Origin of the sequence: Microcella sp. (genome assembly GCF_046293215.1) — a bacterium.
GTDB lineage: Bacteria > Actinomycetota > Actinomycetes > Actinomycetales > Microbacteriaceae > Microcella.
The window spans coordinates 61,276-81,542 of sequence record NZ_JBKBPI010000002.1; the positions used below are offsets into that span (position 1 = coordinate 61,276).

The 20,267-nt window shown below is 67.7% G+C and carries 22 protein-coding genes and 1 tRNA gene; 8 read left to right on the plus strand and 15 right to left on the minus strand.

The window, feature by feature from the left end; all coding sequences use genetic code 11:
• Positions 1-26: 26 nt before the first annotated feature.
• From ACK4SC_RS02300 to ACK4SC_RS02320, 5 genes are all read right to left on the minus strand, one after another.
• Complete coding sequence (locus ACK4SC_RS02300) at positions 27-953, minus strand: ABC transporter substrate-binding protein (RefSeq protein WP_409614446.1); 927 nt, start codon at positions 951-953, stop codon at positions 27-29.
• A complete protein-coding gene (locus ACK4SC_RS02305; protein ID WP_409614447.1) occupies positions 953-1,711 on the minus strand; it encodes an ABC transporter permease in 759 nt (252 codons plus the stop codon). The genes ACK4SC_RS02300 and ACK4SC_RS02305 overlap by 1 nt, the downstream gene beginning before the upstream one ends.
• Positions 1,708-2,412, minus strand: a complete 705-nt coding sequence (locus ACK4SC_RS02310; protein ID WP_409614449.1) for an ABC transporter permease — start codon at positions 2,410-2,412, stop codon at positions 1,708-1,710. The genes ACK4SC_RS02305 and ACK4SC_RS02310 overlap by 4 nt, the downstream gene beginning before the upstream one ends.
• Entirely contained in the window at positions 2,409-3,233 is an 825-nt protein-coding gene (locus ACK4SC_RS02315; protein WP_409614451.1) for an ABC transporter ATP-binding protein, read from the minus strand. Before ACK4SC_RS02315 ends, ACK4SC_RS02310 begins: the two co-directional genes overlap by 4 nt.
• Positions 3,234-3,445: 212 nt before the next feature.
• Positions 3,446-4,087: a TetR/AcrR family transcriptional regulator gene (locus tag ACK4SC_RS02320; protein ID WP_409614452.1), complete on the minus strand. Its 642-nt coding sequence runs from the start codon at positions 4,085-4,087 to the stop codon at positions 3,446-3,448.
• 176 nt (positions 4,088-4,263) lie between these two features.
• Here ACK4SC_RS02320 and ACK4SC_RS02325 point away from each other — a divergent pair, with 176 nt between their 5' ends.
• From ACK4SC_RS02325 to ACK4SC_RS02335, 3 genes are read left to right on the plus strand one after another with little or no spacing between them, the layout of a single operon-like run.
• The gene (locus ACK4SC_RS02325; RefSeq protein WP_409614454.1) at positions 4,264-5,316 is read left to right on the plus strand and encodes an App1 family protein; all 1,053 of its coding nucleotides are present in this window, start codon (positions 4,264-4,266) and stop codon (positions 5,314-5,316) included.
• A gap of 52 nt (positions 5,317-5,368) precedes the next feature.
• Positions 5,369-6,901: a sensor histidine kinase gene (locus ACK4SC_RS02330; protein ID WP_409614455.1), complete on the plus strand. Its 1,533-nt coding sequence runs from the start codon at positions 5,369-5,371 to the stop codon at positions 6,899-6,901.
• Positions 6,901-7,563, plus strand: coding sequence for a response regulator transcription factor (locus ACK4SC_RS02335; RefSeq protein WP_409614838.1), 663 nt, complete (start codon positions 6,901-6,903; stop codon positions 7,561-7,563). The genes ACK4SC_RS02330 and ACK4SC_RS02335 overlap by 1 nt, the downstream gene beginning before the upstream one ends.
• Positions 7,564-7,569: 6 nt before the next feature.
• On the opposite strand, the gene ACK4SC_RS02340 is transcribed toward ACK4SC_RS02335, so the two are convergent.
• Both ACK4SC_RS02340 and ACK4SC_RS02345 read right to left on the minus strand, forming a co-directional pair.
• The gene (locus ACK4SC_RS02340; protein ID WP_409614457.1) at positions 7,570-7,968 is read right to left on the minus strand and encodes a hypothetical protein; all 399 of its coding nucleotides are present in this window, start codon (positions 7,966-7,968) and stop codon (positions 7,570-7,572) included.
• Positions 7,969-8,042: 74 nt separating this feature from the next.
• The gene (locus ACK4SC_RS02345; RefSeq protein ID WP_409614459.1) at positions 8,043-9,275 is read right to left on the minus strand and encodes a phosphotransferase family protein; all 1,233 of its coding nucleotides are present in this window, start codon (positions 9,273-9,275) and stop codon (positions 8,043-8,045) included.
• A 194-nt stretch (positions 9,276-9,469) separates the two neighbouring features.
• Between ACK4SC_RS02345 and ACK4SC_RS02350 the strand changes: the two genes are divergently transcribed.
• From ACK4SC_RS02350 to ACK4SC_RS02365, 4 genes are all read left to right on the plus strand, one after another.
• Complete coding sequence (locus tag ACK4SC_RS02350) at positions 9,470-9,727, plus strand: hypothetical protein (RefSeq protein ID WP_409614461.1); 258 nt, start codon at positions 9,470-9,472, stop codon at positions 9,725-9,727.
• A gap of 58 nt (positions 9,728-9,785) precedes the next feature.
• Positions 9,786-10,151, plus strand: coding sequence for a rhodanese-like domain-containing protein (locus ACK4SC_RS02355; RefSeq protein WP_409614462.1), 366 nt, complete (start codon positions 9,786-9,788; stop codon positions 10,149-10,151).
• 9 nt (positions 10,152-10,160) lie between these two features.
• Positions 10,161-10,994 (plus strand): UbiA family prenyltransferase, encoded by an 834-nt coding sequence (locus ACK4SC_RS02360; RefSeq protein WP_409614464.1) that lies wholly within the window; start codon positions 10,161-10,163, stop codon positions 10,992-10,994.
• Positions 10,995-11,077: 83 nt separating this feature from the next.
• On the plus strand, positions 11,078-13,726 hold the full coding sequence (locus ACK4SC_RS02365) for a cation-translocating P-type ATPase (protein ID WP_409614466.1): 2,649 nt from the start codon (positions 11,078-11,080) through the stop codon (positions 13,724-13,726).
• Between the two features lie 10 nt (positions 13,727-13,736).
• Here the strand turns inward: ACK4SC_RS02365 and ACK4SC_RS02370 are convergent, their stop codons facing one another.
• From ACK4SC_RS02370 to ACK4SC_RS02385, 4 genes are all read right to left on the minus strand, one after another.
• Positions 13,737-14,819, minus strand: coding sequence for an LLM class flavin-dependent oxidoreductase (locus ACK4SC_RS02370; RefSeq protein WP_409614468.1), 1,083 nt, complete (start codon positions 14,817-14,819; stop codon positions 13,737-13,739).
• A gap of 78 nt (positions 14,820-14,897) precedes the next feature.
• Positions 14,898-15,569 carry a pyridoxamine 5'-phosphate oxidase gene (gene pdxH, locus ACK4SC_RS02375; protein ID WP_409614470.1) on the minus strand — a complete coding sequence of 224 codons (672 nt, stop codon included), beginning with the start codon at positions 15,567-15,569 and terminating at the stop codon, positions 14,898-14,900.
• A 53-nt stretch (positions 15,570-15,622) separates the two neighbouring features.
• Positions 15,623-17,023 (minus strand): pyridoxal phosphate-dependent decarboxylase family protein, encoded by a 1,401-nt coding sequence (locus ACK4SC_RS02380; protein ID WP_409614472.1) that lies wholly within the window; start codon positions 17,021-17,023, stop codon positions 15,623-15,625.
• Positions 17,024-17,141: 118 nt separating this feature from the next.
• Positions 17,142-17,217 (minus strand) — tRNA-Ala (locus tag ACK4SC_RS02385).
• Between the two features lie 116 nt (positions 17,218-17,333).
• Between ACK4SC_RS02385 and ACK4SC_RS02390 the strand changes: the two genes are divergently transcribed.
• A complete protein-coding gene (locus ACK4SC_RS02390) occupies positions 17,334-17,891 on the plus strand; it encodes an antibiotic biosynthesis monooxygenase (RefSeq protein ID WP_409614474.1) in 558 nt (185 codons plus the stop codon).
• Here the strand turns inward: ACK4SC_RS02390 and rsfS are convergent.
• The 4 genes from rsfS to ACK4SC_RS02410 are packed head-to-tail and all read right to left on the minus strand — an operon-like array spanning position 17,851 to position 20,265.
• Entirely contained in the window at positions 17,851-18,243 is a 393-nt protein-coding gene (gene rsfS / locus ACK4SC_RS02395) for a ribosome silencing factor (RefSeq protein WP_409614475.1), read from the minus strand. The two genes, ACK4SC_RS02390 and rsfS, sit on opposite strands and share 41 nt — an antisense overlap.
• Before the next feature lie 31 nt (positions 18,244-18,274).
• Entirely contained in the window at positions 18,275-19,426 is a 1,152-nt protein-coding gene (locus ACK4SC_RS02400) for a hypothetical protein (RefSeq protein WP_409614476.1), read from the minus strand.
• On the minus strand, positions 19,423-20,034 hold the full coding sequence (gene nadD / locus ACK4SC_RS02405; protein WP_409614840.1) for a nicotinate-nucleotide adenylyltransferase: 612 nt from the start codon (positions 20,032-20,034) through the stop codon (positions 19,423-19,425). Before nadD ends, ACK4SC_RS02400 begins: the two co-directional genes overlap by 4 nt.
• A gap of 27 nt (positions 20,035-20,061) precedes the next feature.
• Positions 20,062-20,265: a hypothetical protein gene (locus ACK4SC_RS02410; protein ID WP_409614478.1), complete on the minus strand. Its 204-nt coding sequence runs from the start codon at positions 20,263-20,265 to the stop codon at positions 20,062-20,064.
• Positions 20,266-20,267 lie beyond the last annotated feature (2 nt).

Sequence of the window (20,267 nt, forward strand, 5' to 3'; positions counted from 1 at the left end):
CGCTCATTCGGGATGCCCGTTCTCGGTTAGATGAGGCCGTTCTCGGTCAGCCACTGGGTCGCGATCGCGGCGGGCGACAGCTGGTCTGTGGTCGACTGCACGTTCATGGCGACAAGGCCCTCGGGCGTCAGCGCCGCGCTGACGGCGTTGATGACGTCGATAGCCTCTTGAGGCAGATCGGCGCTCGCGAGCGGCACGACGTTCGAGGCGAGGAAGAGTCCCTCAGGGTCTTCCAGGGTCACGAGGTCGTTCTCACCGATACGCGGGTCAGCGCTGAAGACGTTGGCGACGTTCACGACACCCTGCAGCAGTGCGTCGACGGTCGCATCGCCGGTCGCGTCGAAGGAGACCTCCACGCCGTAGACCTCCGCAAGGCCACTCGGACCGTACGGACGCTCTTCGAGCTCAGGGTTGCCGCCGAGGATCAGCCCGTCAACGCCGGCGAGGTCGGCGATCGTCACGAGGTTGTTCTCGGCCGCGAATTCGGCGGTGACGTTGTAACTGTCCTGGTCGGTGGCGCTCGACTGGTCGAGCACCTGCAGACCGTCGGGCAGGGCGCCCTGCAGCTCGGCGTAGACCTCGTCCGACTGAGTCGCCTCGGTGTCCGGCACGTAGTACTGCAGCAGGTTGCCGGTGTACTCGGGGAAGAGGTCGACCTCGCCCGACTCGAGCGCCGGAATGTAGGCGTCACGCTGGCCGATGTTGAACTGGCGGTTCACCTCGAAGCCAGCGTTCTCGAGAGCCTGCGCGTAGATTTCGGCGATGATCTCGTTCGAGTAGTACGCCTGCGAGCCGACGGTGATCGACTCGCTCGTGCCCGGCTCTGCGGGCTCGGTGGTCGGGTCTGTCGTGTCGTCGAGCGGATCGCCCGTTGCACACCCTGCGAGGGCCAATGACACCCCAGCCGCGGCCGCGACGAGCGCGAACCGGCCCTTGTTCCTTGCTGTGAACATCACACACTCTTTTCTTTCTCGGTGGAGGCGGGTCGTATCCCGCCGGCCGCGCGTCGCCGGGTCGACGACGTGCGGTGGTCTCGGTTTCGGCCGGCGCGGACGCCGGCGGGCGTCGCGTATCGCTCGAGCAGCGCGAAGATTGCGTCGAGTAACAGGGCGAGAACAATGATGAGGATCGACGCACCAAGCATCTGATCGAATCGGTTGATCTGGATGCCCTGCACGATGGGATAGCCGAGGGTCGCGTTTCGGACAAACCCGACGAGCACCACTGTCGCCACGACCTGCAGCACCGCGTTGCGCAGCCCGCCCCACAGCAGGGGAAGGCCGAGCGGGATCTCGACTCGCGCGACGATCTGACGCTCCGTCATCCCCATCGAGCGAGCAGCGTCGATGACGCGGCGGTCAATCGCCTCGAAGCCCGCATACGCCCCGGCCAAGATGGGCGGGATCGCAAGCAACGCGAGCACGATCACGACCGAGCTGTCTCGATTGGCGACGCCGCCGATCATCACGAACAGGAAGAGCAGCCCGAACGAGGGCAGTGCCCGCGCGGCGCCGGTGGTGGCGACGGCGATGTCCCGACCACGACCCGTGTGCCCGATGTACCAGCCCAGAGGAATCGCAATGGCGCTCGCAAGAACCATTGCGAGCGCCGTGTACCAGAGGTGCTCACCGATGAATTGGGGAATCGAATTGCGCCCTTCCCAGTTGCCAGGGTCGAGAATCCATGCGAATGCGTCGGCGAAGAGGTTCACGGCACCGCCTCCGGCACCTTCCGCGCGGTCATGAAAGCGCGAGTCACGCCGGACCGTTCGGACGTGCTCGACGCTCGAGTCCAGGGCATGAGGGCCCTGCCGATAACCACCAGCACCCGGTCAAGGACAAGCGCGATAGCGACGGTGACCACCACGCCAGTGAGCACCGACGCGATGATTCCGCGCTGGTAGCCGTTCGTGAAGAGGTAGCCCAACGTGTCGATACCGATTGCGGCGCCGATGGTGAGCAGGCTCACGGTGCTCACCGCGACCACACGAAGCCCCGCGAGGACCACCGGCCCGGCAAGGGGAAAGTCCACCGCCCAGAAGCGCCGGAGAGAGGAGTAACCGATGGCGGTTGCCGCCTGCTTGACGTCCGGGTCGACGCTGCCCAGCGCATCCGCGACCGAGCGAGACATGATCGCGACCGCGTAGATGGTGAGCGCGATCACGACGTTCGCCTCGCTGAGAAACGGCGTGCCGATGATGGCGGGCAACAGCACGAAGAGCGCGAGCGAGGGGATCGTGTAGAGCAGCCCGACGAGCGTCAGGATGAGCCCGCGCGTCAGACGGTAGCGGTAGGCGACCCACCCGAGGGGGATCGACAGCAGAAAGCCGAGAACGATCGGAATCGCGCTCAGCCGCAGATGCTCACCGGTCAGACGACCGATGAGCTCGAGGTTGTCGAGCAGCCAGCTCACGCCGCGCCCGACTCCGCAAGACGTCCCGCGACATTGCCGTCACCGTCGACAAGCACGCGCTCACCATTGACCTCTCGGATGCTCAGCGCGCGCTTGCCGCGATCCGCCCCGATAAACGACGCCACGAAGTCGCTCGCGGGGTTTGCAAGGATCTCCTCGGGTGTCCCCCTCTGCGCGATCCGCGCTCCCCTTTCCAGGATGACGACCTGGTCGCCGAGCAGGAAGGCTTCGTCAATGTCGTGCGTCACGAACACCACGGTCTTGCCCAGCTCGCGCTGCAGGCGCAGCAGTTCTTGCTGCAGTTCAGCGCGCACGATCGGGTCGACCGCTCCGAATGGCTCGTCCATGAGCAGAATGTTCGGGTCGACGGCGAGCCCACGAGCCACGCCAACGCGCTGCTGCTGACCGCCGGAGAGCTGCGCCGGATAGCGGTCGGCCATCGTCCGGTCGAGCCCCACGGTGTCCATCAGCTCCATAGCTCGCGCACGGGCCTCCCGCTTCGACACGCCCGTGAGACGCGGCACGGTGGCGATGTTCTCGATGACGGTGCGGTGCGGCAAGAGCCCGGAATTCTGCATGACGTATCCGATGCGCCTGCGCAACTGCACCGCTTCGATGGTCGACACGTTCTCGTCGTCGATGAGCAGTTCGCCCGCGGTCGCGTCGACCATGCGGTTGATCATCCGCAGCAGCGTGGTCTTTCCGCATCCCGATGACCCGACAAAGACGGTTGTCTTGCGCGACGGGATCACGAGGCTGAAGTCGTCAACGGCGCGGGTTCCGTCCGGAAACACCTTCTCGATGGAGCGGAACTCGATCATGCGCTGTGCCTCCTCGGGCCGGGCGGTCGTGCGCGCGCTGAGCGCGCACCCAGCACGCTCCCAGTCAAGCAGGAAGCCCGCACCGCCGCTCGCTGATTTCGCAGGATTCGGAGCGGCTTACCAGACGATTGTCGACACCATGCCAGCCCGCGCAGACGACGTCGGGCCCCGAACGAGCAATCGTTCGGGGCCCGACGGAGAACGGACGCGCGCTACAGCTTGCCGTCGATGACCGCGTCAAGCACGCGGCTGGCTTCGGCCAGCAGAGCCTTGTCGCCGTCGCGGTTGCGGGCAAACGCGCGAGCGACAAACGCATCAATCAGCTCGTATGCCGTCGCAACAGCGCCGCGCAATTCGGCAGAGTCGCGCACGCCGAACCGGGCGATGAAGGCGTCGGTGATCATGGATGCCACCGCTCCGTTCGCCGTCTCGGCGGACACCGGCGGACGCAGGTCGAGCACGTCGCCGACGCGGATCGACGGGTACCCCGGCTCGCGACGGAACAGGTCGGCGACCGCGGTCAGCACGCCGTGCATCGCTGCCGCGGGGTTCTCGTGACGCTCGGGGTCGAGTTCATCGGCGAGACGGGCAGCGAGGCGCTCGGAGTTGCGCGCGGCGAGCGCCTGCAGCACCGCGATGCGGTCGGGGAAGTAGCGGTACACGGTGCCGATGGAGGCACCGGCGCGATCAGCGACCATGGCGGTCGTGAGTCGCTCGTAGCCGATCTCGTCGATGACCGCTGCCGCGGCATCAAGGAGGGCGGCGAGGCGGGCGGTACTGCGGGCCTGCACGGGCTCGTTGCGGATCAACGCTGACCCGGCCAGCAGGCTCGAGGAGAGTTCGAGATTCGACACGTGAGGAGTCCTTTCGATGACCACGACCCATGTTAGCCCCCCATTTGCGGCACGGGAGGAAAAATTTCGTTGCGTGTCGGGAATCTTTTGTTTCTCGGGATGCACTTACCCGTCTGGGTTCCCCGCGGACGCGCCCCGATCCGACAGCACGAACCCGCCTCTGCAAGACTGAAACCGTGACGGCCGAGGTGACCCCCGACGTTCCGCTGCCCGACCGGCCGTGGGCTCGACGCGCTGCGCGCTTAGAGGACTCGTTCCACGCGTGGCGAGAGCGGCGCGCGCGGCGGCGGGGACTCACTCCCGTGATCATCCCCTACCGGGGATACGGCACCGACCGCTGGGTTCGGGTGCTGTGCCGCGTGCTGTTGACCAAGCCGAAGCGGGATTCGCGGTCGCAACGCGCGCGCATCCGTGGATGGCGCAGCTTCGTGAGCATCCCCGTTGCGCACGCAACCGTGACGGTGACAATCGGCGGTGTCCAGGTCGCGGTGCGGGCCGACCGTGGAGGCGTCGTCGATGTCGACCTCCCGATCGACATGGGATTTGCACCGGGCGAGCACACGATCACGCTGCAGGCTGAGGACGGCGAGGCCGTTGATGCCCCCGTCGACATCATCGACCCCGAGGCTCGCATCGGATTGGTTTCCGACATTGACGACACGGTCATGGTCACCTCGCTGCCCCGACCGTTTCTCGCGGCCTGGAACACGTTCGTGCTCGACGAGCGGGCCCGGCGCCCTGTTCCCGGTATGGCCGTCCTGTACGAGCGGATCGTTGCGGCCCACGCCGGATTACCCGTCGTGTACCTGTCGACGGGAGCGTGGAACGTCGCGCCGACGCTTGAGCGATTCATGGGGCGACACCTCTACCCGACCGGAACCCTGCTGCTCACCGACTGGGGGCCAACAACGGATCGCCTCTTCCGCAGTGGGCGCGACCACAAGCGAACGAGCCTCGAACGGCTCGCCGCAGAGTTTCCGCATATCCAGTGGATCCTCGTCGGCGACGACGGCCAGCACGATGAGGAGCTCTACCAGGCCTTCCTCGACTCACACCCGCAGAACGTCAAGGCCGTCGCGATTCGACAACTTTCCACGCCCGAGGCCGTGTTCGCTGGCGGCCGGCGCAACGCCGACGTTCCGCATCGCGGAGCACCGTGGGTTCAGGCTCCCAACGGCGCGGAGTTGGCCGAGGCGCTGATCAGCATCGGAGTGCTCCCGCCGCGGTGAGATTCCTCTCATCTGAGGCCGATTCGCACCCGCCGCGGTCGATAATGACGAGATGGCCGCACTGACACTCCCCCGCTGGTCAGTGCGCTCCCGCATCCTCGGCGTGATTCTGGTGATCACCGCGCTCGGGATGACCGTTGCGGGAGCGAGCGCGTACCTCCTTCAGCGCGAGCGTGTCCTCGACGTGATTGACGACGAGCTGTTCACCGCGGTCGAGTCAGCCCGCGCCATCGCCACCGGCCTTCCTCGCGACGCGGTCACTAGTGAGGACGCCGACGCTCCGGCGTCTCCCGACCCGGTGACTCCGCCCGCCAGCGTCGACGAGGCGATGGTGCGCATCATGCAGGGCATCATTCCGGGCCGAAGCGAGAGCAGCGTCGCGATGATCGATGGAGACCCCGTCTACATCCCGCCCGTTGACGTCGACTTTCAGATGTTCGACGACGACGCCTTCATGGAACGCGTCTGGTCGGAGGCCCGAGACGGAGTCGTCAGCATCGGCACGGCCTTTACCGAAGACGGAGCGATTCGCTACATCGCCGCACCCGTCACGATCGCCGACGACGCGGCGGTGGGCGTGTACGCAACGGGCTATCAGATCCAGGGCGAACTCGACGACATCGACAGCGCATTCGCGACGTACGCGATCATCGCCGGCATCACGCTGCTTGCGATCGGTGTCGTCGGCTGGTTCGTCGCTGGTCGACTCCTTCGCCCGATCCGTGATGTCACGGCAGCCGCGTCGCGCATCACCGGCACCGATCTCAGCGAGCGCATCCCCGTGACCGGTCGCGACGACGTGTCGCGTCTGACCGAGACAATCAACGGGATGTTCGAACGGCTCGACGAGTCGGCAACCGCGCAGCGACAACTGCTGGACGATGTGCGTCACGAACTCACGACACCCATCACCATCGTGCGCGGTCACCTGGAGCTGCTCGACCCGAATGCGCCCGACGAGGTCGACGCCACCCGTGCGCTCGCGATCGACGAGCTTGACCGGATGAGCGAACTGGTGAGTGACATCGATGTGCTCGCCCAGGCGTCGATGGCGACGATGCTGACCGAGCCCACCGACGTGGCCGATCTCACCCGACAGGTCTTCGCCAAAGCACGTGCCATCGCCGGTCACGAGTGGCAGCTCGACGCCGTAGCGGAGGCTGTCGCTCCCCTGTCGGCAACACGCATTACCCAGGCGTGGCTGCAACTGGCCGACAATGCTGCGAAGTACTCGCCCGCGGGCACCGTCATTCGTCTCGCGTCACGAGTGCACCACGACACGGTCGAGTTCTGGGTCGCCGACGAAGGCCCGGGGATCCCCGAGGACGCGCACAAGCGCATCTTTGAACGATTCGGCCGTGCCGACACCGGCCGCGGCATCGCGGGATCCGGGCTGGGGTTGCCGATCGTGGCAGCCATTGCGCGCGGCCACGGCGGACATGTCCGTCTCGACAGTTCCCCCGCGGGATCGCGGTTCGGCATCGTCGTACCGCTCGACATGTCGGACGGTGCGCCCGTCGCCGCCGGCGCATCCCTGGCCGACGGCGACGGGGATCCCGTCGATATCGACACGGAAGGGCGATGATGACCAGCATCCTGATCGTGGAAGACGAAGAGCGCATCTCGACATTCATTGAGAAAGGGCTCGCCGCCGCCGGCTACACGCCAACGGTGGTCGCGTCGGGCCGCGACGCCGTCGACTACCTCATGACGGGCTCGTTCGACCTGGTTCTGCTCGACGTGGGGTTGCCGGGTCTCGACGGCTTTGAGGTGCTCAAGCGGGTGCGGGAGAGCGGCTCGAGCGTTCCCATCATCATGCTCACGGCGCGCTCCAGCGTCGAGGACACTGTCGCCGGGCTGGACGGCGGGGCCAACGACTACCTGCCAAAACCGTTCAAGTTCGACGAGCTTGTTGCACGCGTGCGGTTGCGGCTACGGGAGTCGGGGCAACAGAGCAGCGCAGAACAGGTGCTCCAGCACGGCGATCTTCGCCTCGATCTCCGCACCAGACGCATCACGGTGGGAGACACGAGCATGGATCTCTCCGCACGCGAATTCGGGCTCGCCGAACAGTTCTTGCAGCACCCCGAGCAGGTTCTGTCGCGCGAGCAACTGCTCAGCCGTGTGTGGGGGTTCGACTTCGACCCCGGCTCCAACGTCGTCGATGTGTACGTTCGCTACCTGCGCGGCAAGATCGGCGCCGACCGCATCGAGACGGTGCGCGGCATGGGGTACCGCTTGGTGTGACGTCGTCTAGTCGACGCTGTCGACGCTGTCGGGGCTGTCTGGACTATCAACACTGCCCGTCGGGGCGGGAGCGACGGGCTGCGGAGCCGGGGCCGGGGCCTGCTGAACGGTGGGCGCTGGCGCCGGGGCGGGCGCCGCAGAGGACGCCGGAGACGGAGTCGCCGCGCTCGGCGTCGGAGCCGTCGGGGTGGGCGTCACGGTGGACTGCTGCACCCAGAAACGAACGTCGCCCGTGCCAGAAAACGCCTTGGCGTCAGCAGCAACCGTGGTGATGGGCGGCACATCAGTTGCCGTCGAAACGTCGTACAGGGGCATCGCATTTGCGACGGTGAGTGCACCCGATGCGAGGGCGCCGAGCCCGAGAACCGACGCGGCCCCCGCGGCAATCCAACTCTTCGTGTCCATGTCATCGATCGTGAATGGCGCAGATGAGAGCTTCAGGAGGCGCGGATGAGAGCTTTCTCATCCACCGCCAACGCTCACCAGCTCGCTGACGTCAGCGGCCGGTCGTCAGCCGACACCATGCGATGAGCTCGCTCGATGAGGATCGCAGCGTCCGGCGAGCCGGCCGCTGAGCGCGCGAGCGCGTGGCCGAGCAGCTGCACCGCGCTGATCGCGTGGGCGCGGTCGGCCAGTCCGGGCTCGGATGACCGGAACCAGCGCCTGCGCCATCCGTCGGCCAGCACGGAACAGCGGCGAGCCCGAATGGTTGCGCGCGAGCCCCCGTCGTGTACGACCGTGGCAATGAGGTGGGCGTAGAGGGCAGCGGCATCGTCTGCCGGATCGCCCCAGCCCGACGTGTCGATATCGAGTACTCCCGTGATGGTTGCGGGTGCGGCGGGGTCGACCAGCAGTTGCGCGAGGTGGAGGTCACCGTGCACGGTGCGCTCGGGCGGGGGCGTGCCTCCTGCCTTGTAGCGCCGCGCGATGGTGCGGGCGGTTGATTCGATCAGCCCGTCATAGTCGGGAAGCTGCTCAATCAGCCGCTCTTCGTACCAGTCGAGGCGTCGCACGAGCGACGCCCGCGCAGGCGCCGTCGACGTGACGCTCGCGATCTGACCAACCAGGTGCTGAATCTCGTCGAGCAGTACGTCAGGGTTCGACACCCGGTCGAGGACTCCGATGAGCTCGGAACCGGCGAGCGCCTCCATCGCGACCAGCCCTTCCTCGCTCCAGCCGAGAACCGCGGGTACCGGCACGCCCTCGTTGCGCCAGTGGGTGTGCTTGGCCTGCAGGGGCTCGGCCGTCGGCGGGCGCACAACCTTCAGGAAATACGAGGTCTGCGCCGTGTCGACGCGGACGACCGCCCGCTTGCCCGGCCGGTACGCCGCAAGACTGACGCGCAATTCGTCGACGGGAAGGCCGAGACGCGCCAGCACGATTCCCGCGGCCTCGGCATACACGGCCGTTCGCAAGGCGGGCAAGGCGGGATCTGCCGGATAGACCCACACGTCAACGCGCTCCCCCGAGTCGGGCTGGGTGAGCGTGAGGACACCGGGGCGGGTCGTGTCGGGGGGAGACGTCTCCACGAAAACGGTGTGGTCGGCAACGGCACCTGCCGCGTCGCGCAGACTGACGCGATAACCGTGGGTGAATCCGCTTCCGGTGGGCTCGATCTGCAGGGCGTGCGCGGCGACAACCTCCGACCCGAGGGAGGACGCGACGGCGTCAAGAACATCGCGATGCAGAATCTCGGGCGAACGATCGGTCACGTGACCATCTTGGCGGCATGTCGCCCGAAGTGGGGCCGCGAAATGCTGGCAGGGAATCGATCCACCGCGGTATCCTGAGCTCAGGTCCGCTCCCCAACGGACCGTCGTACCCAACGACAGCACGACGACATACCCGCTCGAACCCGCTCGCGGTACCCGCCGCAGCGCCGTTCCCGTACCCGACGAGGAACATCATGGTCTTGACCCTTATTGGAACCGCCGCCGCTCTGGTGATCGTTGGCGCCATCGTGATCACTCTCGAGCGTCACCAGAAGCTCACGGTTGTGACCGGGGCAATCATGGCTGCGTCGGCAGCTGCCATTGTGATCGGCTCGGCACTCGGTGCCGTCGCGACGCTTCAACCCGCATCGGCCACGAATCCCGCGCCGAAGTCGGTCAGCGAGAACAACCTGCCCGAGCGAATCGTCGATTTCCAGCTGCCCACCCTGTAGGCGGGCATACCCCCCGGGGTATCTGATAGGCTCTCCGTGCCATCAGATTGGAGACCCCATGCGCCGTTTACTCCTCACCATCGTCGCGACGATCGGCCTCGCGCTCGGACTCGCCGCCTGCTCCCCTAACGGCGGTTCGATTGAGGTGGCGGCAGACACCGTGATCATCGATGTCCGCACGCCCGAAGAATTTGCCACCGGGCACCTCGACGGAGCGATCAACATCGACGTGCAGTCTGCTGACTTCGACGAGCGCATCACGCAGCTCGACCCCGCGGGCGACTACGTCGTGTATTGCCGCAGCGGCAACCGCTCGGGGCAGGCAATCGCCCGCATGACAGAGCTCGGTTTCACCGACCTCGTGAACGGGGGCAGCGTGTCCTCCGCGTCGAGCGCAACAGGGATTCCGGTCGTGACGCCCTAACCTGGGGCAATGTGGCCCCGCCTCCGCACCCTGCTGGCCTCGTCGCACCCCGGGCCGACCGTCGTCGTCACGGCCGTATCGAGCGGGCTCGCCATCTCGGTCGGGCTGAACCCGGCCACGACGCTTCTCGTGATCGCGACGGTACTGGCTAATCAACTGTCCATCGGATGGTCGAATGACGCCATCGACGCCGCTCGCGACCGCGAGGCGGGGCGGCGCGACAAACCCGTCGCTCGCGACGAGGTCTCGTCGGCAACCCTCATGGGGTGCGCGATCGTCGCCGCGAGTCTCGCGGTGGCCCTGTCGCTGACGCTCGGCGTCGCGGCCGCCATCGCCCATGCGTTGCTGCTCGCCTCCGGCTGGGCATACAACCTCGGACTCAAGCGCACTCTCGCGGCCACGGCGTGCTACGCCGTTGGCTTCGGCGCCCTCCCCTCCGTGATCACGTTGGCGGCCGACCCTCCGAGCGTCGCCGCGACGTGGGCGACGGGTGCGGGCGCCCTCCTGGGCATTGCGGCACACTTCGCGAACGTCGCACCAGACCGCGACGACGACCGGCGACAGGGCATGCGCGCGATTCCGCACCTCATCACGCCACGCGCATCCATTGGTCTGGCGATTGGAGCCCTCGCGACCGCGAGCGCTCTCGGCGTCTACGGCGCCAGCCGCACCGAAATGGTCACGGTACTGAGCATGATCGGGTCAGCACTCACCGTCGCGTGCGTCGTGTCCGCGATTGTGCTGCTCATTCGGGCGCCGCGGTCTCGGTGGCTCTTCCGGGTGGTGATGGCCGCGGCGCTGGCCACCGTGACCGTGCTGGTCGGAGCAGGAACCCTGAGCTGAGGGCGTGCGCGACCCGTCGGCCGATGACGGATCGGGACCGAAGTCCATAGTGCTCGTCACCCCCGGTGGGTAACGTCGCTGTCATGAGCACCGAGGCAGTGACGCCACCGTGGCACGCCCGCCCCGTCGCCGAGGTGCTCTCCGAGCTGAGTAGCAGCCTCGACGGGCTCACCGACGACGACGCCCGGCAGCGGCGAGCGGTGGTCGGACCCAACGCCCTCGAGTCCACCCCTCCCACGCCCGCGTGGCTCGTACTTGCGCGGCAATTCCGCAGCCCCCTGATCCTGATCCTGGTCGGAGCGGCGGCGGTCACCACGGTGCTCGAAAAGTGGTTCGACACGGGGGCGATCGTGCTCGTCCTCATTCTGAACGCCTCCATCGGCTTCTGGCAGGAACGCAAAGCCGCGGCGGAAATACGGGCGTTGACGCGACTCACGAATCCGGTGTGCCGTGTGCGCCGCGACGGCCGCGTCTCAACGATGGACGCCACGGATCTTGTTCCGGGGGACGTGGTCATGTTGGAGAGCGGCGAGCGCGTACCGGCCGATCTTCGCGTTCTCGACGCCGCGCTGGTGCAGATTGATGAGTCGATGCTGACCGGGGAAGTGCTGGCGGCAACAAAGACAGCCGCACCCGTGCCCGAGGCGAGCGGAATCGGCGACCGGCACAGCATGGCCTACATGGGCACCTTTGTGGTGAGCGGGCGGGCCATCGGGGTGGTGGTCGCGACGGGACCGGCAACGGAGCTAGGCCTCATCAACGACCTCGTCCAGGCTGCACCGCCGGCAACCCCGCTGCAACGACTCTTTCATCGCCTCGAGGCGCGCATTGGCATCGTCGTCGGGGCGGTCTGCACCGTCGTCTTCGTGGCGGGGCTGGTACTCGGCGGCGATCTCGGCGATGTGTTCCTCTCGGCCGTTGCTCTCGCCGTCGCTTCCATTCCCGAGGCTCTCCCGGTGGTCCTGACCATCGCCCTGAGTATCGGCGTCGCACGGATGGCGCGCGCCCGCGCCGTCATTCGCACCCTGCCCGCCGTCGAGACGCTCGGGTCAACGACCGTTATCGGCTCAGACAAGACCGGAACGCTCACGCAGAACCTGCTCACCGTCGAAGAACTGTGGACCCCGACCGGGCGCACCAGCCTGGAATCCGACGGATCACTCGTGCCCGATGGCGACCCCCTGCTCGCCGAGATGGTGCTGGCAGGCGCACTCACGAACGAGGCGACGCCGAATGTCGATGCGCGCGGTGGTTTCGTGGGCGACGCGGTCGATGTCGCGATGGCATCAGTTGCTGTACGCCTCGGAGTGATCTCGCCCGAGGAGGTCGGCAGCCGCGGACACGCTCACACGGCGTATGAGCCCTCGCTCGGCTACTCGCAGACGGTTGTGACCGGTCCCGACGGCGAGTATCTCCTTGTCGTCAAGGGTGCACCCGATGCCCTCATCGAGCGCAGCACACGGTGGCGCACCTCACGCGGAGACGAGGGGATCGATCGCGATGCCGCGCACGCCGCCAATCACGAGATGGCTCACCGGGGGCTGCGCGTGATCGCCACGGCGACACGCGCGATTCGCGCTGATGAGTGGGCCGACGGTGTCGTGCCGCCTCCCGACGACCTGACCTTTCTCGGGCTGGAGGGTATGGCCGACCCGCCACGGCCCGGCGTTGCCGAGGCCGTCGCCCAGTGCCACGATGCGGGAATCAGCGTGATGATGATCACCGGTGATCACCCGGTGACGGCCGAAGCCATCGCGCAGCGCCTGGGCATCACGAGTCACACCCCGGCGATCACCGGCGCCGAGATGGCTGAGATCGACGACGAGGTGCTCGCCGCGCGCCTCCGAGAGACGAACGTCGCCGCTCGCGTCTCGCCGCAGGACAAGCTCCGCATCGTGAACGTTCTGCAGTCTCGGGGCGATGTCGTCGCCGTCACGGGAGACGGAGTGAACGACGCTCCCGCCCTCCGCGCGGCGTCGATCGGGGTGGCGATGGGTGCCAGTGGCACCGATGTCGCGCGTGAAGCCGCCGACCTCGTCTTGACCGACGACAACTTCGTGACGATCGTCACGGCCGTTCGCGAGGGGCGTGTGACCTTTGCCGCGATCCGCAAGGCCACCTACTTTTTGCTGTCTACCGCTGCGGCGGTCATCACGGCGGTGAGCATCAACGTCTTCGCCGACGCTCCCCTGTTGTTCTTGCCGATCCAAGTGCTGTGGATCAACCTCGTAACCAACGGCCTGCAAGATGTGGCGCTCGCGTTCGAGCCCGCGGAGGGCGGAGAGCTGCAGCGGTCACCTCGCCCGCGCAGCGAAGGGCTTCTGTCTCCCACGCTGTGGCGCCGACTCGTCATCACGGGACTGTGGATGGCTGCGGTGATCATCCTCACGTTCTCGTGGGCGATCGACAACGGCTATTCCGACGAGCACGCACGCACTCTTGCCCTCACGGTTGTCGTCGCTGTGAACTTCTTCCAATCGGGCAACGCGCGCGCCGAGCATCGGTCTCTGTTCCGGCTCAACCCCCTCTCGAACCCGTTTCTCTTGGCGTCGGCGGTAGGGTCGCTCGCGCTGCACTATCTGGCCACCGCAACAGAGGTGGGCAACACGGTGCTCAGCCTTGCGCCGCTCAGTCTCGAGGAGTGGCTCGCCTGCCTGCTGATCGGTTCGACGGTGGTCGCCGTCTCAGAACTCGACAAGCTGGCGACGGCACGGGGCCGCCGCCAGCGATGATGCACCCGTCTTAGCGGGCGCTCGTCGACGCTCCGGCAGCAACGGGCTGCTCGGCGAGCAGCTCGCGAACCATCGGAATGACCTTCTGCCCGTACAGCTCCAGCGCGTGCACGAGCTTGCCGTGCGGGACAGGGCCGGTGGCGTACTTGAGGTCGAACCGCTCGGCGCCGAGCACGCGAATCGTGTCGGCAATCTTGCGGGCTACCGTCTCCGGCGATCCGACATAGAGCGAGCCGTGGCGAATCTCCTGCTCGAAGTGTGCGCGCGTCGTCGGGCCCCAGCCTCGCTCGCGCCCGATGCGCGAGTACATGACCTCGTAGTGCGGCCACAGCTCCTCCGCGGCCTGCTCATCGGTGTCAGCGATGTAGCCGGGCGAGTGCACGCCGACCGGCTGCCGCTCCTTGCCCAACTGGTCGAGGGCGCGGTCGAACAGGTCGACATAGGGCGCGAAGCGCGCGGGCTCGCCGCCGATGATGGCGAGCATGAGCGGGAACCCGTAGTGCGCGGTGCGCACGACGGACTCCGGGCTTCCCCCGACACCGATCCAGGTGCGGATGCCGTTCTCGGTCGTCGGGTAGACCTGCACACCATCCAGCGGCGGTCGAATCGAGCCCGACCAGGTCACGGGATCCTCCTTGAGCAGTTCGGCGAGCAGGTTGAGCTTCTCCTCGAACAGCACCTGGTAGTCGCTCAGCTCGAACCCGAACAGCGGAAACGACTCGGTGAACGAGCCGCGGCCCGCGATGATCTCGGCGCGTCCCCCGGAGATGGCATCGATGGTGGCGAAACGCTGGAAGACCCGGATCGGGTCGTCGCTCGACAGCACGGTCACCGCCGAGCTCACCCGCAACCGCTCGGTCTTGGCGGCGATCGCGGCGAGCACAACGTCGGGTGCCGACACGGCGAAGTCGTCTCGGTGGTGCTCGCCCACCCCCATGACATCAATACCGACCTGGTCGGCCACGATGCCTTCCTGCACGACGTCCCGCAGCACCTGCGGGTACGGTGTCATGGTGCCGTCGGGTCGCTGAGTGACGTCACCGAAGGTGTTAATGCCGAATTCGACGGCTGCCGGGTCGATCTCGCGGGCCATTGCGCGCATCCTCTCGCTGATTTATGCAAACGTATCAAAAAGAACCAGAAGGATGCGCGCGATATTCCCGCCGGCCGCTCACGGCTGCAGGCGGCTCACCGCCCAGCCGGTCCCCTGCCGCTCGAACACGAGTCGGTCGTGCAGGCGCGAGGTGCGTCCCTGCCAAAACTCCACCCGGTGCGGCACGATGCGGAAACCACCCCACCGTTCGGGTCGAGGCACCACCTCGGCGTCGGCAAACCGCTGTTCGGTGTCGCGCACCTTCTGCTCGAGAGCCGTGCGCCCGTCGATCGGCTGCGATTGGTCGCTCGACCAGGCGGCGATCTGCGCCCCCCGGGGTCGGTTTGAGAAGTAGGAGTCAGAGTCGGCCTCGTCGACCGTGTGCGCCTCGCCGTAGATGAGCACCTGGCGGTGCAGCGGATACCACGGGAAAACCGCAGAGATGCCCGGGTTCGCGATCAGGGCGCGCCCCTTGCGCGAGGTGTAGTCGGTGTAGAACGCGAACCCGCGCTCATCGACGCCGCGCAGCAGCACGGTACGCGACGACGGCCGGCCGTCGGGGTCGATCGTGCCGATCACCATCGCGTTCGGCTCGTAGACCTGCCGCGCAGCGGCCTCAGCGAGCCAGGCGGTGAACTGTGTAAACGGGTCGGCAGCCAGCTCGTGCTCGTCCAGGTGCTCCTGGCCGTAATCCGTGTGCGTGCGCAACGCCTTGTCGAGCAGCGGGTCGGGGACAGCGTCGTGGCTCATGGCACGAGCGTATGCCCGCCGAGCCGACGGAACGCCGAACGTGCGCCGAGAGGTCAGCGCATGGTGTCGAGGATGCTCGTCAGCAGCTCGAACGAGGTGCGCGGACTCACAATCGCGAACCGCGTGTTGGGCCGACCCGCGTGCGAACTCGGCACGACGAAAGCGCGCTGATCGTCGAGAAGGCGCTCGGACCACGCCGCGTAGTCACTGGCCTCCCAGCCCTCCCGCTCGAACACGACGACCGACAGCTGGGGGTCGCGCACGAGTCGCAGTTCTGGACGGAGGCGAATCTCGTCGGCAATGCGCTGAGCGAGCTGAAGTGAGTCTTCAATCGCCTCGCGGTAGGCCGCCGCGCCGAACGTGGCCAACGAGAACCACAGCGGGAGACCGCGGGGCCGGCGCGTCAACTGGATCGAGTAGTCGCTGGGATTCCACTCGTCGCGATCAGTGAGCGTGTCGAGATACTCAGCGTGCTGCGTGTGAGCGGCGCGGGCGATCGCGGGGTCGCGGTACAGCAGCACACACGCGTCGAACGGCGTGAACAACCACTTGTGTGGGTCGACGATGAGGGAATCCGCCCGCTCGATACCGGCGAATCGGTGCCGCGCCGAGGGCGCGAGCGCGGCCGCGAGACCGTACGCTCCGTCGACGTGCAGCCAGACGTCGCGCTCATCGGTCACCGCCGCGATCGACGCGATGTCATCGACGATGCCGAAGTTCGTGGAACCGCCCGTCGCGACTACCGCGATCACCGCATCGCCGTATTGCTCAAGGGCGGGGCGCACCTGGTCGCCGTGCAGAGCACCGGTGTCGTCGACCGCGACCTTCACGACGTCAACATCCATGACCCGCGCCGCCGAGGCGATCGACGAGTGCGCCTCTTTGCTCGCGATGATGACCCAGCGATCAGGCCGCGGTACGCCCCGCTCGCTGAGACGGCGGGCCGCGTGATCGCGCGCGGCAACGAGCGCCGACAGGTTACCGATCGTGCCGCCCTGCACCACGACGCCCCCGGCCGAGTCGGGGAGGCCGAACTCGCGGGCCAGGAACGCGAGCACCTCGTTCTCGGCAAAGACCGCGCCAGAGCCCTCCATCCACGATCCCCCGTAGACGGCCGTCGCTGAGACGATCAGGTCGAACGCGCTCGCCGCCTTCGTCGGAGCCGACGGGATGAACGAGAGGTAGCCGGGGTGGTCGATCGTCAGGCAGGCCGGAGCCAGCACGTTTTCGAACAAGGCAAGAGCTCGGCGGCCGCCCAGTCCGTCCTCGGAGATCGACCCGGAGGCGAGACGCCGCAACTCTGCTGGAGGCATCGGCTTGTCGAGGGGCGTCGCCGTATCGAGCAGGCGGCGGCGGGCGTAATCGAGCACCATGTCGACGATCGCGGTGGTCTCGGCGGTGACCGAGTGCATCCGCAGTGGGTCGGCGTGCGGGCGGGAGGTGACGTCGCTCACGACGGTGGTCCTTTCGGGCCGGGTCGCGGGCCCAGAGCCGCGACCACCGACGCGCCGCCCCGCGGGTCGGGACAGCAGGCGCCGGATACGACGAGACCCGGCCGAAGCCGGGTCGTCGTGGTGGACCTGAGGGGACTCGAACCCCTGACCCCCTGCATGCCATGCAGGTGCGCTACCAGCTGCGCCACAGGCCCTCGTTGGTCGCCGCTCGCCGTCGGCGGGGCAACTCGACCAGAGTAGTACACGCCGCGGCCCGGTACCAATTCCACGCGGGCTCGCGCGGCACGCCGTGGGGCAGTTGGATGGAGGCATGACTTCCGAGCCCGTCACCGTCTCGATCACCCGCACCGTTCCGCCCGAGCGGGCCCGCGAGTTCGCCGCCTGGGCGCGGGCTGGCGAAGACCTCCTCCGCGAGTCGCCCGGTTATCTCGGCTCGGGCTGGGTCCGGCCGGATGAGCAGTCGGACGAGTGGCACATGCTCTTCCGCTTCGCCGATGCTGCGTCACTCGAGCGCTGGGAGTCGTCGGAGGAGCGGCGCTGGTGGATCAGCACGGCACGGGGTCTCGCCGAAGACGCGCGTCAGGAGCGCCGCACGGGCATCGAGGGCTGGTTCGACACGCCTCGCCGCGTCGAGACAGTCCCCACGCCGACGCCCACTCCCCCGCGCTGGAAGCAGATGGTCGCGATCGTGCTGGTTTTCTACCCGCTCAGTCTCGGCACGAACGCCGCCCTGGCTCCGGTCAGCGCCGACTGGCCGCTGTGGATGCGCGTGCTCGCGCTGGTCGCGATCGTGTCGCCCCTGATGACGTACGTGGGGCTGCCGCTGGTTACTCGGGCGCTTCGGCCGTGGCTGCTGCGGGGTCGGTGAGGTCGAGCGGGATCACGGGACAGTCTTTCCAGAGACGCTCGAGCGAGTAGAACTGGCGGTCTTCCTCGTGGAACACGTGCACGACGACGTCGCCGAAGTCGAGCAGCACCCAGCGGCCCTCGCTGCGACCCTCCCGCCGGAGCGGCTTGGCTCCCGCCGCGATCATGCGGTCTTCGACCTCGTCGGCAATGGCGAGCACGTTGCGCTCGCTGCGCCCGGTCGCCAGAAGGAAGACATCTGCGAGCGGAAGGGGCCCCGACACGTCCAGCGCGACCAGATCCTCCCCCTGCTTGGCGTCGGCCGCGCGCGCGGCGACGGCGGTGAGCTCAATGGCGCGATCGGAGGCGGTCACAGTGCCTTTCGGGGGTTGGAGCGGACGGTCATCAGAACAGGCCATTCACGGCCGCGACGACGAACAGGGCGACTGCGACAACGGCCAGGACGACGGTCGAACTGACGAGCACTGTGGTCAGGACGCCCGTGCGTCGTGCCTTCCGGCCGCCCATGACGTCGCGCGTCGCGGTGTGGCTGCTCACCGCACTGATGGCACTGACCGGAGCCGAGTCTGTCGACGCGTACTCGGTATCGACATCGAAGACGTCGTCGATGTCGGGGCTGTCGTGCACCGACGGCACGGCGCCCGTCGAGGCGACGCTGCGCGGAACGTCGATCATGCCGGTGATGATGATTTCACCCGTGCCCTCAACGGGGCCGGCCAGGTCACCGCGCGGCATCTCGGGCAGGACGAGCGCGTTGGTGCTTGTGGCCGCTGAGCCCACCTGACGGCTAAACGTGTTGGTGAAGGGGTCTTCATCGTCGTGCACACCGACCGACCAGTGGCTCGAAACCTCCGGGGCGTGGGGCGCGGCGGCCTCGCCCGGCAGGATCGCGGGAGCGGGCGGGGACTCGGGGCTCGGCGACACGGCGGGCGCAGATGCCGACTCGTCGACCGTGTCGGTTTCGGCTCCGGCCAGCGCGCGCAACTCGCGGCGCGACAGGGGTCGCTCGGGCGCTGAGGCGGGTGCGACGTCGCGCACGATCGGCGGCTCAGCAGGCTCAACGAGATCGGGCACCGGCACGAAGGGGCTGCGACCCTGCGTGTGATAGTCGAGCGGCTGGTCGGGGCGCTCGGTCGCGAAACTCTGCGGCGCGTCGCCCGACGGCGCCGACGGAGCGAAGTCACGGCGCCGGAACGATCCGGGCGCGGCCGCCCACGGGGCGGTCGGCGCGTCGGGAACGCTGTCGGGCCGCGCCGGCGCGGAGACAGCCGAGCCGCTGCCCGGGGCGGCGGCAGACCCGACGGTCGCGGGCTCATGGCGGGGAATCGCGGGCCGCACCTGCGTGCGATAGGCCAATGGGTCGCCACCCGGTTCGCTCGCGCTCGCGCTGGATGCAGCCGACGCGGAGCCGGGCACGCTCGGCACGGCGGGGTCAGCGTGCTGGCCGGCCGCGGCCGCGGCGGCTGCCTCGTCAGCAAGCTGCTGCAGCCGCCGGGCTTCCCGGCGCGTCAGCGGCGGGTCGTTCGGCGCGCTCATGCGGGGTTTCTCCGATACAGCTGGTGCTTGGCGATGTACTGCACGACGCCGTCGGGCACGAGATACCAGACCGGGGCGTCGCGGGCGACGCGATCACGACAGTCGGTCGACGAGATCGCGAGCGCCGGGATCTCGATCCAGCTTACGCGCCCCTCCGGAAGGTCGCGAATACTGAGCTGATGGCCGGGGCGTGTCACGGCGACGAAGTGCGCCAGCGGCCACAGCGCCTCGTGGTCTTTCCAGTCGACGATCTGCGCGATGGCGTCGGCCCCCGAGATGAAGATGAGCTCGGCGTCGGGATACTGCTGTGCGAGATCGGTCAGCGTGTCGATCGTGTAGGTGGGCCCGCCGCGGTCGATGTCGACGCGGCTCACACGGAAGCGCGGGTTTGACGCCGTGGCGATCACCGTCATCAGGTACCGGTGCTCACTTCCCGTGGCATCCGGCTTCAGGTATGGCTCGCCCGTCGGCACAAAGATGACCTCATCGAGGTCAAAACGGTCGGCAACCTCGCTCGCCGCCACGAGGTGCCCGTGGTGGATGGGGTCGAATGTTCCGCCCATCACACCGATGCGGCGCGGGGCCGCGGTCACTTCTGCGGGGGCGATAGCGGGTCTCCGAGGGACGCGACGGCGCTAGTGGCCCGCGTCGTGGCCGCCCTCGCCCCGCATGGGGTTCGAGGTCTTGTTGCGGTGGCGGTTGGCGACGTCACGGTAGGCGTGCGTCACGACGCCGAGCATGAAGAAGAACAGGAAGGCGATTCCGGCGATGACCAGCGGCGGGGCGAACAGGGGCGCGTACTCATCGAGGGCGAGGATCACGCTGCTCAGCGACGTCATGA

Excerpts from the sequence above, each read along its gene's own strand:
- ACK4SC_RS02300 (WP_409614446.1), bottom strand. The coding sequence starts at position 953 with ATGTTCACAGCAAGGAACAAGGGCCGGTTCGCGCTCGTCGCGGCCGCG.
- ACK4SC_RS02315 (WP_409614451.1), bottom strand. The coding sequence starts at position 3,233 with ATGATCGAGTTCCGCTCCATCGAGAAGGTGTTTCCGGACGGAACCCGC.
- ACK4SC_RS02330 (WP_409614455.1), top strand. The coding sequence starts at position 5,369 with ATGGCCGCACTGACACTCCCCCGCTGGTCAGTGCGCTCCCGCATCCTC.
- ACK4SC_RS02335 (WP_409614838.1), top strand. The coding sequence starts at position 6,901 with ATGACCAGCATCCTGATCGTGGAAGACGAAGAGCGCATCTCGACATTC.
- ACK4SC_RS02340 (WP_409614457.1), bottom strand. The coding sequence starts at position 7,968 with ATGGACACGAAGAGTTGGATTGCCGCGGGGGCCGCGTCGGTTCTCGGG.
- ACK4SC_RS02350 (WP_409614461.1), top strand. The coding sequence starts at position 9,470 with ATGGTCTTGACCCTTATTGGAACCGCCGCCGCTCTGGTGATCGTTGGC.
- ACK4SC_RS02355 (WP_409614462.1), top strand. The coding sequence starts at position 9,786 with ATGCGCCGTTTACTCCTCACCATCGTCGCGACGATCGGCCTCGCGCTC.
- ACK4SC_RS02360 (WP_409614464.1), top strand. The coding sequence starts at position 10,161 with ATGTGGCCCCGCCTCCGCACCCTGCTGGCCTCGTCGCACCCCGGGCCG.
- ACK4SC_RS02365 (WP_409614466.1), top strand. The coding sequence starts at position 11,078 with ATGAGCACCGAGGCAGTGACGCCACCGTGGCACGCCCGCCCCGTCGCC.
- ACK4SC_RS02370 (WP_409614468.1), bottom strand. The coding sequence starts at position 14,819 with ATGGCCCGCGAGATCGACCCGGCAGCCGTCGAATTCGGCATTAACACC.
- pdxH (WP_409614470.1), bottom strand. The coding sequence starts at position 15,569 with ATGAGCCACGACGCTGTCCCCGACCCGCTGCTCGACAAGGCGTTGCGC.
- ACK4SC_RS02390 (WP_409614474.1), top strand. The coding sequence starts at position 17,334 with ATGACTTCCGAGCCCGTCACCGTCTCGATCACCCGCACCGTTCCGCCC.
- ACK4SC_RS02400 (WP_409614476.1), bottom strand. The coding sequence starts at position 19,426 with ATGAGCGCGCCGAACGACCCGCCGCTGACGCGCCGGGAAGCCCGGCGG.
- ACK4SC_RS02410 (WP_409614478.1), bottom strand. The coding sequence starts at position 20,265 with ATGACGTCGCTGAGCAGCGTGATCCTCGCCCTCGATGAGTACGCGCCC.